18 protein-coding genes are annotated in these 13,240 nt (G+C 65.0%); 12 read left to right on the top strand and 6 right to left on the bottom strand.

Annotated elements, in window-relative coordinates; all coding sequences use genetic code 11:
- Positions 1 to 24: 24 nt before the first annotated feature.
- From ACZRMO_RS28435 to ACZRMO_RS28390, 10 genes are read left to right on the top strand one after another with little or no spacing between them, the layout of a single operon-like run.
- Positions 25 to 339 (top strand): c-type cytochrome, encoded by a 315-nt coding sequence (locus tag ACZRMO_RS28435; RefSeq protein ID WP_463975035.1) that lies wholly within the window; start codon positions 25 to 27, stop codon positions 337 to 339.
- Positions 340 to 355: 16 nt separating this feature from the next.
- Positions 356 to 673 (top strand): c-type cytochrome, encoded by a 318-nt coding sequence (locus tag ACZRMO_RS28430; RefSeq protein WP_463975034.1) that lies wholly within the window; start codon positions 356 to 358, stop codon positions 671 to 673.
- Positions 670 to 1,839: a cytochrome D1 domain-containing protein gene (locus ACZRMO_RS28425; protein ID WP_463975033.1), complete on the top strand. Its 1,170-nt coding sequence runs from the start codon at positions 670 to 672 to the stop codon at positions 1,837 to 1,839. The genes ACZRMO_RS28430 and ACZRMO_RS28425 overlap by 4 nt, the downstream gene beginning before the upstream one ends.
- Before the next feature lies 1 nt (position 1,840).
- Positions 1,841 to 2,299, top strand: a complete 459-nt coding sequence (locus tag ACZRMO_RS28420; protein ID WP_463975032.1) for an Lrp/AsnC family transcriptional regulator — start codon at positions 1,841 to 1,843, stop codon at positions 2,297 to 2,299.
- Positions 2,300 to 2,322: 23 nt separating this feature from the next.
- Entirely contained in the window at positions 2,323 to 2,811 is a 489-nt protein-coding gene (ahbB, locus tag ACZRMO_RS28415) for a siroheme decarboxylase subunit beta (RefSeq protein WP_463975067.1), read from the top strand.
- The gene (locus ACZRMO_RS28410; protein ID WP_463975031.1) at positions 2,804 to 3,247 is read left to right on the top strand and encodes an Lrp/AsnC family transcriptional regulator; all 444 of its coding nucleotides are present in this window, start codon (positions 2,804 to 2,806) and stop codon (positions 3,245 to 3,247) included. The genes ahbB (ACZRMO_RS28415) and ACZRMO_RS28410 overlap by 8 nt, the downstream gene beginning before the upstream one ends.
- Entirely contained in the window at positions 3,222 to 3,722 is a 501-nt protein-coding gene (ahbB, locus tag ACZRMO_RS28405; RefSeq protein WP_463975030.1) for a siroheme decarboxylase subunit beta, read from the top strand. The genes ACZRMO_RS28410 and ahbB (ACZRMO_RS28405) overlap by 26 nt, the downstream gene beginning before the upstream one ends.
- Positions 3,723 to 3,731: 9 nt before the next feature.
- Positions 3,732 to 4,910 (top strand): heme d1 biosynthesis radical SAM protein NirJ, encoded by a 1,179-nt coding sequence (gene nirJ, locus ACZRMO_RS28400; RefSeq protein WP_463975029.1) that lies wholly within the window; start codon positions 3,732 to 3,734, stop codon positions 4,908 to 4,910.
- 43 nt (positions 4,911 to 4,953) lie between these two features.
- A complete protein-coding gene (gene cobA, locus ACZRMO_RS28395) occupies positions 4,954 to 5,778 on the top strand; it encodes a uroporphyrinogen-III C-methyltransferase (protein ID WP_463975028.1) in 825 nt (274 codons plus the stop codon).
- Positions 5,775 to 7,229, top strand: coding sequence for a cytochrome D1 domain-containing protein (locus ACZRMO_RS28390; RefSeq protein WP_463975027.1), 1,455 nt, complete (start codon positions 5,775 to 5,777; stop codon positions 7,227 to 7,229). Before cobA ends, ACZRMO_RS28390 begins: the two co-directional genes overlap by 4 nt.
- A 142-nt stretch (positions 7,230 to 7,371) precedes the next feature.
- Here ACZRMO_RS28390 and ACZRMO_RS28385 read toward each other — a convergent pair whose 3' ends face one another.
- The 5 genes from ACZRMO_RS28385 to ACZRMO_RS28365 form a co-directional block, all read right to left on the bottom strand.
- Complete coding sequence (locus tag ACZRMO_RS28385) at positions 7,372 to 8,196, bottom strand: oxygen-independent coproporphyrinogen III oxidase (protein ID WP_463975026.1); 825 nt, start codon at positions 8,194 to 8,196, stop codon at positions 7,372 to 7,374.
- Between the two features lie 74 nt (positions 8,197 to 8,270).
- Positions 8,271 to 8,714 (bottom strand): hypothetical protein, encoded by a 444-nt coding sequence (locus tag ACZRMO_RS28380; RefSeq protein ID WP_463975025.1) that lies wholly within the window; start codon positions 8,712 to 8,714, stop codon positions 8,271 to 8,273.
- 75 nt (positions 8,715 to 8,789) lie between these two features.
- Positions 8,790 to 10,106, bottom strand: coding sequence for an OprD family porin (locus ACZRMO_RS28375; RefSeq protein ID WP_463975024.1), 1,317 nt, complete (start codon positions 10,104 to 10,106; stop codon positions 8,790 to 8,792).
- 162 nt (positions 10,107 to 10,268) lie between these two features.
- Entirely contained in the window at positions 10,269 to 10,814 is a 546-nt protein-coding gene (locus ACZRMO_RS28370) for a putative natural product biosynthesis protein (RefSeq protein ID WP_463975023.1), read from the bottom strand.
- Between the two features lie 62 nt (positions 10,815 to 10,876).
- Positions 10,877 to 11,257, bottom strand: a complete 381-nt coding sequence (locus tag ACZRMO_RS28365; protein ID WP_124528442.1) for a DUF2946 domain-containing protein — start codon at positions 11,255 to 11,257, stop codon at positions 10,877 to 10,879.
- Between the two features lie 181 nt (positions 11,258 to 11,438).
- Here ACZRMO_RS28365 and ACZRMO_RS28360 point away from each other — a divergent pair, with 181 nt between their 5' ends.
- Together ACZRMO_RS28360 and ACZRMO_RS28355 are read left to right on the top strand one after the other, a co-directional pair.
- A complete protein-coding gene (locus ACZRMO_RS28360) occupies positions 11,439 to 12,047 on the top strand; it encodes an SCO family protein (RefSeq protein ID WP_016976099.1) in 609 nt (202 codons plus the stop codon).
- Positions 12,047 to 12,514, top strand: a complete 468-nt coding sequence (locus tag ACZRMO_RS28355; RefSeq protein ID WP_463975022.1) for a copper chaperone PCu(A)C — start codon at positions 12,047 to 12,049, stop codon at positions 12,512 to 12,514. The genes ACZRMO_RS28360 and ACZRMO_RS28355 overlap by 1 nt, the downstream gene beginning before the upstream one ends.
- Before the next feature lie 3 nt (positions 12,515 to 12,517).
- Here ACZRMO_RS28355 and ACZRMO_RS28350 read toward each other — a convergent pair whose 3' ends face one another.
- Complete coding sequence (locus ACZRMO_RS28350; RefSeq protein WP_463975021.1) at positions 12,518 to 12,847, bottom strand: DHCW motif cupin fold protein; 330 nt, start codon at positions 12,845 to 12,847, stop codon at positions 12,518 to 12,520.
- Positions 12,848 to 13,240 lie beyond the last annotated feature (393 nt).

The following is a 13,240-nucleotide window of genomic DNA, read 5'->3' as shown; positions in this document are numbered from 1 at the left end:
GCCGCATCAACAAGAGAACCCGCCATGAAAAATATGCTCCTCGCATTGCTCGCCAGCACCGCCTTTATCGGCCTGCAACCGGCCCTCGCCGAGGATGGCCCGGCGCTGTTCAAGAGCAAACCTTGCGCGGCCTGCCACAGCATCGACAGCAAACTGATCGGGCCGTCGCTCAAGGAGGTCGCCGCCAAGAACGCGGCGGTGAAAGACGCCGCCGTCACCCTCGCCAGCCATATCCAGAACGGCACCCAGGGCAACTGGGGACCGATCCCGATGCCGCCGAACCAGGTGACGGATGCCGAAGCGAAGACGTTGGCCACCTGGATCCTGACCTTGAAATAACCCCAAGGAGCACGCCATGCAAGTTTCGATGATCGGTTCGGCCGTGGCGCTGCTCCTACTCATTCCCGCGCCCGTCAATGCAGCAGTGGATGCCCTACGCCTGGAGCACCTGCTGACCCAGGACTGCGGCGCCTGCCACGGCCTGTACCTGACCGGCGGCCTTGGCCCGCCACTGACGCCCCAGGCCCTGGCCGGACAAAGCCGTGACAGCCTGATCGCCACCGTGACCTATGGCCGCCCGACCCGCGCGATGCCTGGCTGGGCGCCGCTGCTCAGCGCCAGTGAGATCGCCTGGCTGGTCGACCGCCTCTTGCAAGGAAGCCTCGCGCCATGATCCGTCCCCTGTGTTTATCCCTGTGCCTGTTGCTCGGCGCCTGCACCCAGCCAACGTTGCGCGGCAGCGGCGACCTGGGCGTGGTGATCGAACGCGCCAGCGCCAGTGTGCAAATCATTGAAACCAGCGGCATGACCGCACTGGCACGCCTCGATGGCCTGGGCGACCTGTCCCACGCCTCGGTGGTGTTTTCCCGCGACCAGCGCTACGCCTATGTGTTTGGCCGCGACGGCGGGCTGACCAAGGTTGACCTGCTGGGCCAACGCATCGAAAAACGCATCATCCAGGGCGGCAACAGCATTGGCGGCGCGATCAGCCAGGATGGGCGCCTGATTGCCGTGTCCAACTACCTGCCCGGCGGGGTCAAGGTGTTTGATGCCGCCACCCTGGCCCTGGTCGCCGACATCCCCGCCACCGCGCTGCCGGACGGCAAACGCTCACGGGTGGTGGGCCTGGTGGACGCCCCCGGCCAGCGCTTCGTGTTCAGCCTGTTCGACACGGGCGAGATCTGGAGCGCGGACTTCAGCCACGGCACCCCGCCCACCATCACCCGCTTCAAGGACATCGGCGAGCAACCCTACGACGCGCTGATCACCGCCGATGGCCGCTACTACATGGCCGGGCTGTTCGGTGAAGACGGCATGGCCCAGCTCGACCTGTGGCACCCGGAACAAGGCGTCAAGCGGGTGCTCGCCGACTACGGCCGTGGCCAGGCCAAACTGCCGGTGTACAAGATGCCCCACCTCGAAGGCTGGGCCGTGGCCAACCACCAGGCCTTCGTGCCCGCCGTGGGCCGCCACCAAGTCCTGGTGATGGACGCACGCAGCTGGCAGCAGACCGCTGCCATCGCCGTGGCCGGCCAGCCGATCTTCGTCACCGCGCGGCCGGATGGACGCCAGCTGTGGGTCAACTTCGCCTACCCGGACAACGATCGCGTGCAGGTACTCGACACGCAAACCCACCAGATCGTCGCCGACCTGCACCCCGGGCCCGGCGTGCTGCACATGGAGTTCACCGGGCGTGGCGAGCAGCTGTGGCTGTCGGTGCGCGACGGTGAGCAGGTGCAGATCTGGGACCCCTATCGCCTGACCCTGCTCAAGACCTTGCCGGCCTTGAGCCCCAGTGGAATTTTCTTCAGCAGCCGCGCGCAAAAAATGGGGTATTGAGATGGACCTTGACCTGCTCAGCCAGCAATTGATCGAACGCTACCAGCACGGCATGCCGCTGTGCGCCGAGCCCTATCGGGAAATGGCCCAGGTGCTGGGCTGCCGCGAAGCCGAGGTGATGGCCTGCCTGCAACGCCTGGAACTGGCCGGCGCCCTCTCGCGCATCGGCCCGGTGTTCGAGCACACTCGCGCCGGCGCCAGCACCCTCGCCGCCCTGGCGGTGCCGCTCGAACGCCTGGAACAGGTGGCCCAACGGGTCAGCCAGTACCCGGAGGTCAATCACAACTATGGCCGCGAGCACCATTACAACCTGTGGTTCGTGCTCACCGGGCCGCACCGCCAGCACCTGGAACAAATCCTTGGCGAGCTGGAGAAAGACACCGGCCTGCGCCCCCTGGATTTGCCAATGCTCACCGCCTACCGCATCGATCTCGGGTTCTCCCTGGGAGCCCACCCGTGATCACGCCTCTGAACCACGAGCAAATGCTCGACCTACGCCAGTGCCTGGAGCGGGGCTTGCCGGTGGTCACGCGGCCCTACGACGACCTCGCCGAGCGCATCGGCGCCCATCACGACCAAGTGTTGCAGCAGATGCAGCAATGGCAGGAGCAAGGCCTGTTCCGCCGTGTCGGCCTGGTCCTCAACCACCGCGCCCTGGGTTTTGTCGCCAACGCCATGCTGGTGCTCGACGTGCCGGATGCGCTGGTGGATGAAGTGGGCACGCGCCTGGGCCGCGCGCCGCGCATCAACCTGTGTTACCAGCGCCCGCGCCGCCTGCCACTGTGGCGCTACAACCTGTTCTGCATGGTGCATGGCCGTGAGCGCGAGGAGGTCGTGACGCATATCCACGCGGTGCTGGAACAGCAACAGCTGAGTGACCTGCCCCACCACGTGCTGTTCAGTACCCGTGCCTACAAACAATGCGGCGGGCGTTTTGCGCCGCCACCGTCCCAGGTATGGGCCCATGGATGACCTCGACCGCCGCCTGATCAACCGCCTGCAACACGGCCTGCCGCTGGTGCGCCAACCCTGGCAGCAACTGGCACAGGAGTTGGCGAGCCGCCCCTGCGAAATACTCGATCGCCTGCATGACTTGCTTGAAGACGGCGTGCTCACGCGCTTCGGCCCGATGTTTGACATCGAGCAACTGGGCGGCGCCTTTACCCTCGCCGCCCTGGCCGTGCCCGAAGCGCGATTCGAGACAGTAGCGGCGCAACTCAACGACCTGCCGCAAGTGGCCCACAACTACCGCCGCGAGCACCCCTGGAACATGTGGTTCGTGCTGGCCTGCGCCAGCGCCCCGGAGCTGGCACAGGCCCTGTCCCGCATCGAAGCCCTCACGGGGCTGGCGGTGCTCAACCTGCCGAAGGAGCACACCTACCATGTCGGTCTGTATTTCCCGGTCTGACAACGCCCTGGCCCTGCGCCTGATCGCCCTGACCCAGAGCGGCCTACCGCTGGTGGAAGATCCCTGGGCCTGGCTCGCCGAGCAATTGGGCATCAGCGTCGAATCGACCCTGGACTTGCTCAAGCGCCTGCAAGCCGAAGGTGCGATCCGCCGCATCGCCGCGGTGCCCAATCATTACCGCCTCGGTTATCGGCACAACGGCATGACCGTGTGGGACGTGGCCGATGCGCAGATGCCGCGCCTGGGTGAACTGCTGGGCGCGCAGCCCTTCGTCAGCCATTGCTACCGCCGCCCACGCCGCCCGGATTGGCCGTACAACCTGTTCGCCATGGTGCATGGGCGCAGCCGCGAAGAAATCGACAGCTACCGCGAACACCTGCGCTACCTGCTGGGCGATGCCTGCCGCGCCGACGAGATGCTGGTGAGCAGCCGCATCCTGAAAAAAACCGGCCTGCGCCTGCCCCCCTCGCACTAAGGAGTTGCCATGCTGCGGATCAGTCAGTACTTGCGCACAGTGGCCGGCCAATGCCCGCCGCCTCGCGCCTCGACACCGGGCGGTGATCGCCCGCCGGTGGTGATCTGGAACCTGTTGCGCCGCTGCAACCTCACCTGCAAACACTGTTACGCCACCAGCGCCGACAGCGTGTTTCGCGATGAGTTGGACACCGCCACGGCGCTGCGGGTGATCGACGATTTGCACGCGGCCGGGGTGCGCGTGTTGATCTTGTCCGGCGGCGAACCGTTGCTGCGCGAGGACCTGTTCCAGCTCAGCGCCTACGCCCGGCAAAAAGGCTTTTTCGTCGCGCTGTCGACCAACGGCACGCTGATCGACGAGCACAACATCCAGCAGATCGCCGACGCCCGCTACGACTACGTCGGCATCAGCATCGATGGGCTGGAGGCAACCCACGATGCGTTCCGGCAGATGCACGGCAGTTTCCGGTGCTCGCTGCACGCCATCCGCCTGTGCCGGGAAGCCGGCATTCGCGTGGGCCTGCGTACCACGCTGACCCAGGCCAACCATGCCCAGTTGCCGCAACTGCTGGCGCTGATGCGCAGCTACGACGTGCAGAAGTTCTACCTGTCGCACCTCAACTACAGCGGACGCGGCAAGCGCAGTCGCCTGCTGGACGCCCACCGCCAGATGGGTCGCGATGCGATGACGCTGATTTTCCAGCAGGCCTGGCACGACATCGAACACGGTGTGGCCAGCGACTTCGTCAGCGGCAACAACGACGCCGACGCCATCCTGTTGCTGCAATGGGTGCACCGCCACCTGCCCGAGCACTACCCGCAGCTGGAACACCTGCTACATGACTGGGGCGGCAATGCGTCGGGTTGCGGCATCGCCAATATCGACAACACCGGCGAAGTGCACCCGGACACCTACTGGTGGCAACACTCGGTGGGCAACGTGCGCAATACCAGCTTCCGCCACCTCTGGCTGGACCAGCCCGACCCGTTGCTGCTGCGCCTGCGCGAGCACCCGCGGCAGATCGGCGGGCGCTGTACCGAGTGCCGCTGGCTGGCGATCTGCAACGGCAACACGCGTACCCGCGCCTGGGCCGATGGCGACCTCTGGGGCCCGGACCCCGGTTGTTATCTGAGCGACGCCGAGATTGCCCGCCACCCCCTCGACCTGATCCCGTGCGCTACCCGGTGACACAACCGCGGGCGCCCTCCTGATGATGAACCAAGGACGTCTCATGCACCTTCCGACCGCCTTACCCGCCAGTTTGCACAGCCCCTTCCACCCCGGCGAAGTCGCGCTGGTGGGCGCCGGCCCCGGCGACCCACGCCTGCTGACGCTGCGCGCCTGGAGCCTGTTGATGCAGGCCGACGCGGTGGTGTTCGACCGCTTGATCAGCGCCGAACTGCTGAGCCTGATCCCCCTCACCTGCGCGCGTCACTACGTGGGCAAGGCCAGCGGCTACCACAGCCTGCCCCAGGCGCAACTCAACGCACTGCTGGCGGAGTTGGCCGAGCAGGGTCAGCGCGTGGTGCGCCTCAAGGGTGGTGACCCGTTCATCTTCGGGCGCGGCGCCGAGGAGCTGGAATATCTGCTCGCGCGCGACATTCCCTGCCAGGTGGTGCCGGGCATCACCGCGGCGTCCGGGTGCAGCGCCTACGCGGGGATCCCGCTGACCCACCGCGACCTGGTCAACTCCTGCCGCTTCGTCACCGGGCATTTGCAACGCGACGGCGCCTTGAAACTGCCGTGGGCCAGCCTCGCGGAGCCGAGCCAAACCCTGGTGTTCTACATGGGCCTGGCGAACCTGGCGCTGATCGCCGAACACCTGGTGGCCGCTGGCTTGCCGGGCGATACGCCGGCGGCGCTGATCAGCAACGGTGCACGTGCCGACCAGCACGTGGCCCGTGGCACCTTGCGTGAGTTGCCGGCCCTGGCCGCCGCCTGCGAACCCGGCGTGCCGACCCTGACGGTGATCGGCGCGGTGGTAGACCTGTTTGCCGACGCCGCCCTGCACTACCCGGCCAGCCTGTCGGCGCCCCGCGCAGCGGTGGCGCCATGAAACGCCTGTGGCTGCTGCCATTGCTGTGGGCCAGCGCCGCCCATGGCACGCCGGCCGAGGACTACCACCAGTACTGCGAGAGCTGCCATGGCCTCAATCGCATCGGCGCCAGCGGCCCGGCGCTGCTGCCGGAAAGCCTCGGGCGGATCAAGCCGGAGGAGGTTCGAAAGGTCATCGCACAGGGCCGCGCGGCCAGCCAGATGGCCGCCTTTGCAGCGCAACTGAGTGCGGCACGGATCGACGCCCTGGCAGACTTCCTGCAACAGCCGCCCGCCACGCCGGTCAGCTGGGCGGCACAAGACATCGGCAACAGCCACCGCCTGCTGGCCGACCTGCGCCAGTTGCCGACCACCCCGCAACACCACGCCGACCCGCTCAACCTGTTCGTGGTGGTGGAGTCCGGCGACCATCACATCGACATCCTCGACGGTGATCGTTTCACCGTGCTGGACCGCTTCGCCAGCCACTTTGCCGTGCACGGCGGGCCCAAGTTCTCGCCGGATGGACGCTTCGTGTATTTCGCCTCGCGGGACGGCTGGATCAGCCTGTACGACCTGCACAACCTCACCCTGATCGCCGAGACCCGCGCCGGGCTCAACACCCGCAACCTCGCGGTGAGCAAGGATGGGCGCTGGGTGCTGGTGGGCAACTACCTGCCGGGCAACCTGGTGGTGCTCGATGCGCGGGATTTGTCGCTGGTCAAGACACTGCCCACCGGCTCACGGGTCAGCGCCGTGTATACCGCACCGCCGCGCAACAGTTTTGTGGTGGCGCTCAAGGACGTGAACGAGGTGTGGGAGCTGTCCTATGCCGCCCGCAACCCCACCTTCGAACCCCGGCGCATCGCGGCCCGTGACGTGCTCGATGACTTCTCGTTCACCCCGGATTACCGCCAGTTGCTCGCCACGTCACGCAAGGCCGGGGGCGGCCAGGTGATCGATCTGGATTCAGGCGCCGTGGTCACGGACATCCCGCTGGCGGGCATGCCGCACCTGGGCTCCGGCACCTATTGGCGGCGCAACGGCCAGTGGGTGTTCGCCACGCCGAATATCAGCCAAGGGCAAATCAGCGTGCTCGACCCCGTCACCTGGAAACTGATCAAACAGATTCCCACCCTGGGCCCGGGCTTTTTCATGCGCAGCCATGTCAACTCGCGCTATGTGTGGAGCGATGTGTTTTTCGGCCCGGACAACGATGCCATCCACTTGATCGACAAACAGACCCTGGAAATCGCCCACACCCTGCGCCCGGTCCCCGGCAAGACCGCTGCCCACGTGGAATTCACCCGCGATGGGCGCTACGTACTGCTGAGCATCTGGGCCAGCGACGGCGCACTGATCGTGTACGACAGCCAGACGCTTGAGGAGATCAAGCATCTGCCGATGAACAAGCCGTCGGGCAAGTACAACGTGGGCAACAAGATTGAGTTTGCCGAAGGCACGTCGCACTGAGGCCTGTTAACGATCAACTGTGGCGAGGGAGCTTGCTCCCGCTCGACAGCGCAGCTGGAGCCGGCTTTTTTGGGAGCGCTACGCACTCCAGCGGGAGCAAGCTCCCTCGCCACAACAAGTTCCCTTCCTCCAGCAAGGCCGTTCACCACAGGAGTGTGTCGCCCAGGCTGATATGGTCACAGTCACCGTGTACCGTGAACCCTTCGCCGGTACGGCGCAGTTTCCCGCGTTGCTGGGCCTGGGTGAACTCATCGTCGCTGCGGGCAAACTGCCCCTGGCCGATGTAGTGGTAACCCGCCGCCACCAGGCGTTCAAAACTCAGCTGACGCATGCTGCCGCTATGGGCTTGCGTCGGTTGCGCGCGGTACCGCCGAGGCGGACGGGCGTAGTCGAACAGGTGCAATCGATCCGGCTCCAGGGTGATCAGGCTGTCGAGCTTGGACTCAAAGCTGGCCAGGGTCTGCCAGGCCGCGCCGTAGCCCAGGTCGACACTCACTGAACGAAAATCGAAGGTACGCGCCGCATCGATCAACGACTGGATCGGTGCGGGGTTGCGGTAGCACAACGGGGAGGGTTCGCCCTCGGCGCCGGCATCGGGCGCGCTGATGCAGACGTGGTTGAAACCCAGCTCGCGCAGCAGGCCGACGCTCGCCCAATCGGTGTGCCGGGGCGCAAGATCAATGGCGTAGTCGCCGCGGTCGCGCTCGAAAAAATTGAAGCGGGCATGCAGGGTGCCCATCAGCGCCTGCACCTCGGCGACGGCCGCTGCTCCGCGCCACTGGAAATGCGCCACGGGCTGGCGCTGGTCAAGGTGCCTGCCGATCCATTGCGCCTCCTCGGCCAGGCTGCGCCGGCAGGCATCGTTCGCCGTGCCGGCCGGCCAATGCAAGGTCAACGCCAGGGGGCGCTGGCGTTGTCGGCTGCTGCGTAGGGTACGCACCACATCGAGAGAAATGACGCTGCGCATGACGGGCTCCTCCATGGACGGTGAGCCATTGTCCGGTGCGACATCAGGGCGCCCCTTGATATGCATCAAGGGCTTTACCAGCTCAGGTAAAACATGCTCTTGGCCAACAGCACAATCGCAACCATGTGCGCGAACAGGCTGAGGTGGATAAAACGCAGGTACCGCGCACTGACACGCCCACGGCGCATGCGCAGCATGGTCAGCACGAAGTGCAGCAACACGCTGGCCGCGAGGATCAGCTTGAGGCTCAGCAACGTGCCGAAAGCGCTGGCAAGCGGTGCCGCCAGTATCGGCCGATAACGCAGCCAGACCATGCCGATGCCCGCGCCGAACAGCACCAGCAACACCCAGGGCATCAACGCCCGGGCGCGCTGGCCGACGCCTTGTTCGACCTGCACCATCACCCGCGCCGGCAGGTGCCGATGCAGGTGGGCCAGGATCAACACTTCAAAAAACACCGTGCCGATAAAGATCAGCGCGGCGAACAGGTGGGCCAGGAGAAGCAGCAGGTAAAGCATGGAGGCCTCGCAGGTCGCGCCGGGCCTCCAGTGTCGCGCCTTGGACGCGGCCACACCTTGATGCCGGTCAAGCGGTTACAGCAGCGGGATGCTGTAGCTGACAATCAGCCGCGTCTCGTCCTTGTCCGCCGTGTCGTTGCCGCGCAGTACCGCGCTGCGCCAGGTCAGGCCCAGGCCTTTGAAGGTGCCCGTGGGAATCACGTAATCCACGCGCAGGTCACGCTCCCATTCACTGTTGTCGCGCGTTGCCGTGCGGATGTGGCTGCCATGGATATAGGTGACGCTGGAACGCAGGCCCGGTACACCGAGGCCGGCAAAGTCGTAGGCATAGCTGCCGACGGTGGCTTGCTCGCCGGCATTGACGAATTTCAGCGACTGCGAATTGGTGATCAGGTAGAGCGAACGGCCCTGGCCCTGGTTGATATGGGGGAAGTCGCTTTCACCGGTGGTTTTCTGGTAGCCGAGGCTGACCGAATGCCCGCTCAAGGCATAGGTAAACAACGCGCTCCACAGGCGGTTGTCGACCTTGCCGGTGTTGACGCCGGGGCCGTAGTAACCGGCGCTGACGTAGCCTTCATCGCGCCCCGCTGCGCTGGCGTTCTTGCCGTCGGCAGTGCTGTAGAAGTAGCGCAGGTCGCTTTTGAACTGGCCCACCGGCAGTTGCCAGTTGTGCACCAGGCCGAAGAAATGCTGCTGGTAGAAGTTCTCCAGGTTGGCGTAGTAGTACTGCACTTGCAGTTGCTTGCTGACGGCATAGTCCACGCCGCCGTAGTAGAACTGGTTGCTCGCCTTGCCCTTGACCGGGTCATTGGCGCCGGCAATCGACATCCCCTGGCCGTTGCTGGAGTTGCGGTCGACGACGCGCTCAAGCTTGCCGGCGATCAGGTTGAAGTCCTGGAAGTCTTTGGAGTCAAGTTGGTAACCGCGAAAGGTCTGGGGCAGCAGGCGGCCGTCTTCGGTGGTCAGTACCGGCAACTTGGGTTGCAGGTTGCCGACCTTGAGCTGGGTCTGCGCGATGCGCATCTTGCCGGTGACGCCGGTCTTGCTGAAGTCATGGGCGGCCTTGCCGTCGTCCAGCGGGAAGACGCTGCCGGGGGTGTTGTCGGCACCGGCCTTGCCGGCGCGGCCCGAGGCGTCCAGGCGCACGCCAAGCATCTGCTGCAGGTCCAGGCCGAAGCCGACGGTGCCTTCGGTGAAGCCGGACTGGTAGTTGAACATGAACGCCTGGCCCCACTCCTTGTCCGACGCGCCCCGGGCGTTGCGGGTGTCCTGGTTGTAGTAGAAGTTGCGCAGGTCGAGGCTGGCTTTGCTGTCGTCGATAAAACCGGACGCGGCAACGTGTTGCGCGGCCCCCAGGGAAACGGCGAGGGCCAGGCAAGTCTTGTGATTCATGAAGGCTCCGTAAGATAAATGAGGCGATCCCGTCGCAGCCCGGCCCTGTTCTTTGCCAGTCGGGTGGTGCTGCATTTAACGGGAGCGCGCACGGTATAGCCTCGGCCGCGCGGGAAACAGCCGGGGAAACCGTCATTCACTTTTACCGGTTGCGTAACAATCTCAAGGCAATGGCCGCCAACCGCAGAACGCCCCCTGCGCGTTGAGCGGGCACCAGGCGAAGTCCCATTCGGTGCCTGGCAAGGCCTGGTGTTCGACGTCCGAGCGGGGCGCGTCCTTCCAGTCGAACACGGTTGCGCCTTGCCAAGTCAGGACCACGCCACTGGCCTGGCTGGTATCGGCATTGATCCAGCACGCCGCCGCAGCCGCCATGAAGGCTTCGATCGGCTCATCGTCAATCTGCGCCCGATACGGCGAGCCCAGCAGCCAGCGGCAGACATTGACGTGATAGGTCCAGTCCAGCGGGGGCCGGTGGCGATAGGCCCAGGTCATGAAGCTGCGGAACAGGTTCAAGCCCTCGGGCGGGTCGAGTTTGAGCAGCGCCGGGCAGATGTCGAACAAGGTGTGCCAATGGGGCAACAGCCGTGCATCGAGGTGCACGAAGCAGCGGGAATTGCTTGGGTAGTCGGGCAGCGCCGGCTCCAGGTGCAGGCGCCGGGACGCCTTGCTGACCAGGCGGCTGGCACCGGCAGGCAATAGGTGATTCATCAAACGCACTCACAGTCGTGACGATAGAACGCCGCCTGATCACAGGCAGCCCAAGGCACACGTCAGAATGCGGGGGAAGCGCGGGGGTTGGCCGAGGGCCAGGAATAGCGCGGCGGCGCCTTGTTGCGCCGCTCATGGGCCGGGCGCGGGGTTTGCCCAAGGCCCAGCAGCCAGGCAAGACCGACCAGGAACACCAGGGCGACGGTGAGAGCGTTGCACACCGGGCAGGCAAAGTAGTTCGAGATGTTGCTGGAAGACGGGTTACCCAACCCTTTGTCGGAAATCGGCTGGCTGCCTTCCACCGAACAGAACTGCCCGCCGATGCCGTTGAGCTCCAGGCCCATCATCTGCCCATGGCCCAAACCGCACACGAACAGGTTCATCAGCACGCAGAAGTACAGGGTCCAGGCGATGAGCGAGCGGTCGGGAGGGCGCAATTTCATGGCGGCGACTCTACCACCACAGGCGCACCGAGATGAAGCACGGCGCGCCCCTGTGGCAGAACGTCGCACGTTACGCGGGCCGGCTGGGGTTGGTAGACTTGGCGCCCTCCTCCTTTACTCCTTTTCAAAGCCTGATGTGTAGATCCAGAGCAATGCAGGCGTTTCACAGGATGCGCAGTTGATGAGTACGTTATTCACCCGCCGCAAAGTGCTGACCGGCATGGGCCTGTTAGGCCTGGGCAGCCTGCTGGGCGGCTGTGACTACAGCCCCAAGCTGAACTTCAAGTACGGCAAGGACCTCAGTGACAAGATCATGGGCCGCACCTTCAAGCTCAAGAACACCGACGGCGAAACCGTCACCCTGAGCTCGTTCCGTGGCCTGATGCCGGTGGTGTTCTTCGGCTTCACCCAGTGTCCGGCCGTGTGCCCGACCACCCTGGCCCGCGCCGCCCAGGCCAAGAAACTGATGGGCCGCGACGGCGAGATCATGCAAGTGGTGTTCATCACCCTCGACCCCGAGCGCGACACACCGGAAATCCTCGACAAGTACGTCAAGGCCTTCGACCCCAGCTTCGAAGCGCTGTACGGCACCCCGGAAGAAATCGCCGTGGCTGCCAAGGAGTTCGGGATCTTTTATGAAAAGATCCCCGCCGGCGACACCTACACCCTGTCCCACACCGCCACCAGTTTTGTCTTCGACACCCGTGGCAACCTGCGCCTGGGGCTGCAGGCATCCCTTACCGCTAAAGAGTGCGCAGAAGACCTGCTCACCGTCATGGAGGTCTGCTAATGACTGCCGTTCAACACCTCAAGCGCCTGACATTCGGCCTCACCCTGCTGACCCTCGCCGCCCACGCCAGTGCCCAGGTGCAAGTGACCGACGCCTGGGTGCGCGCCACCGTGCCGGGCCAGCCGTCGAGCGGCGCGTTCATGACCGTCACCGCCGACAGCGACAGCAAGCTGCTGAGCGTGGCGACGCCGGCGGCGAAGGACGTGCAGATCCATGAGATGAGCATGAAGGACGACGTGATGCACATGGGCCCGGTGGACTCGGTGGCGCTGCCCGCCGGCAAGGCGGTCACCCTCGACCCCAACGGTTACCACGTGATGCTGATGGGCCTGACCGGCCAGATCAAGGAGGGTGACCAGGTGCCGCTGACCCTGACCGTCGAGAACGCCAAGGGCGAGAAACAGACCATTGAAGTCAAGGCCCCGGCCCGTGGCCTGGATGGCATGGACCACAGCAAGATGCACTAAGGGCTAGTCGACGATAAACAGCTTCGCCCCGCCGGTGGTGAAAGACCGGTGCGCCTCCATGTCGTTGCCTACCTGGTAACTCATCCCGGCCGTCAGTGTGAACTGGCGGCCGTCTTCCAGCTCCGTGTGCAGCTCGCCTTCCAGGCACAGCAGAACATGCCCGCGCTTGCACCAGTGATCCGCCTGGTAGCCTGCGGTGTACTCCACCCGGCGCACACGGGTGGTGCCGAAATGGCAGGTGCGCCACACAGCGCTGCCGGTTTCGCCGGGATAGGTAACAGGCTCGATGGTTGACCAGTCGGTGGTGCCAAAGGGTACGGCGGTAAGGTCCATGGGGGGCTCGGTCGTCAGTTAACGTGGCCCAAGGCTAACGAGCACAAGGCTCGGTCGATAGACACAGATCCTGGGCTTTTGGGGGATACAGAACAACTGCGGTTCAACTGACAGACCGCGGCGCCTGCATCGCAGGCAAGCCAGCTCCCACAGAAGCCTGCGCCACACAGTTTGATCTGTGAACACCGTCAAAATGGGGGAGCTGGCTTGCCTGCGATAGCGCTGGGTCAGGCAACATCTCTGCCAGCAGTGCCGCCGCCTTCGCAGCCTCGCTAAAGCTCGACAGCTCCCACAGGGGTAGCGGTGTCAGTGAGATCTGTGAGCTGAACACTGCCTGCCCAATCAACACTGCTCAAAATGTGGGAGCTGGCTTGCCTGCGATAGCGCTGGCTC

This window comes from Pseudomonas sp. B611, assembly GCF_055407965.1.
This window is presented reverse-complemented; position numbering and strand designations above follow the sequence as displayed.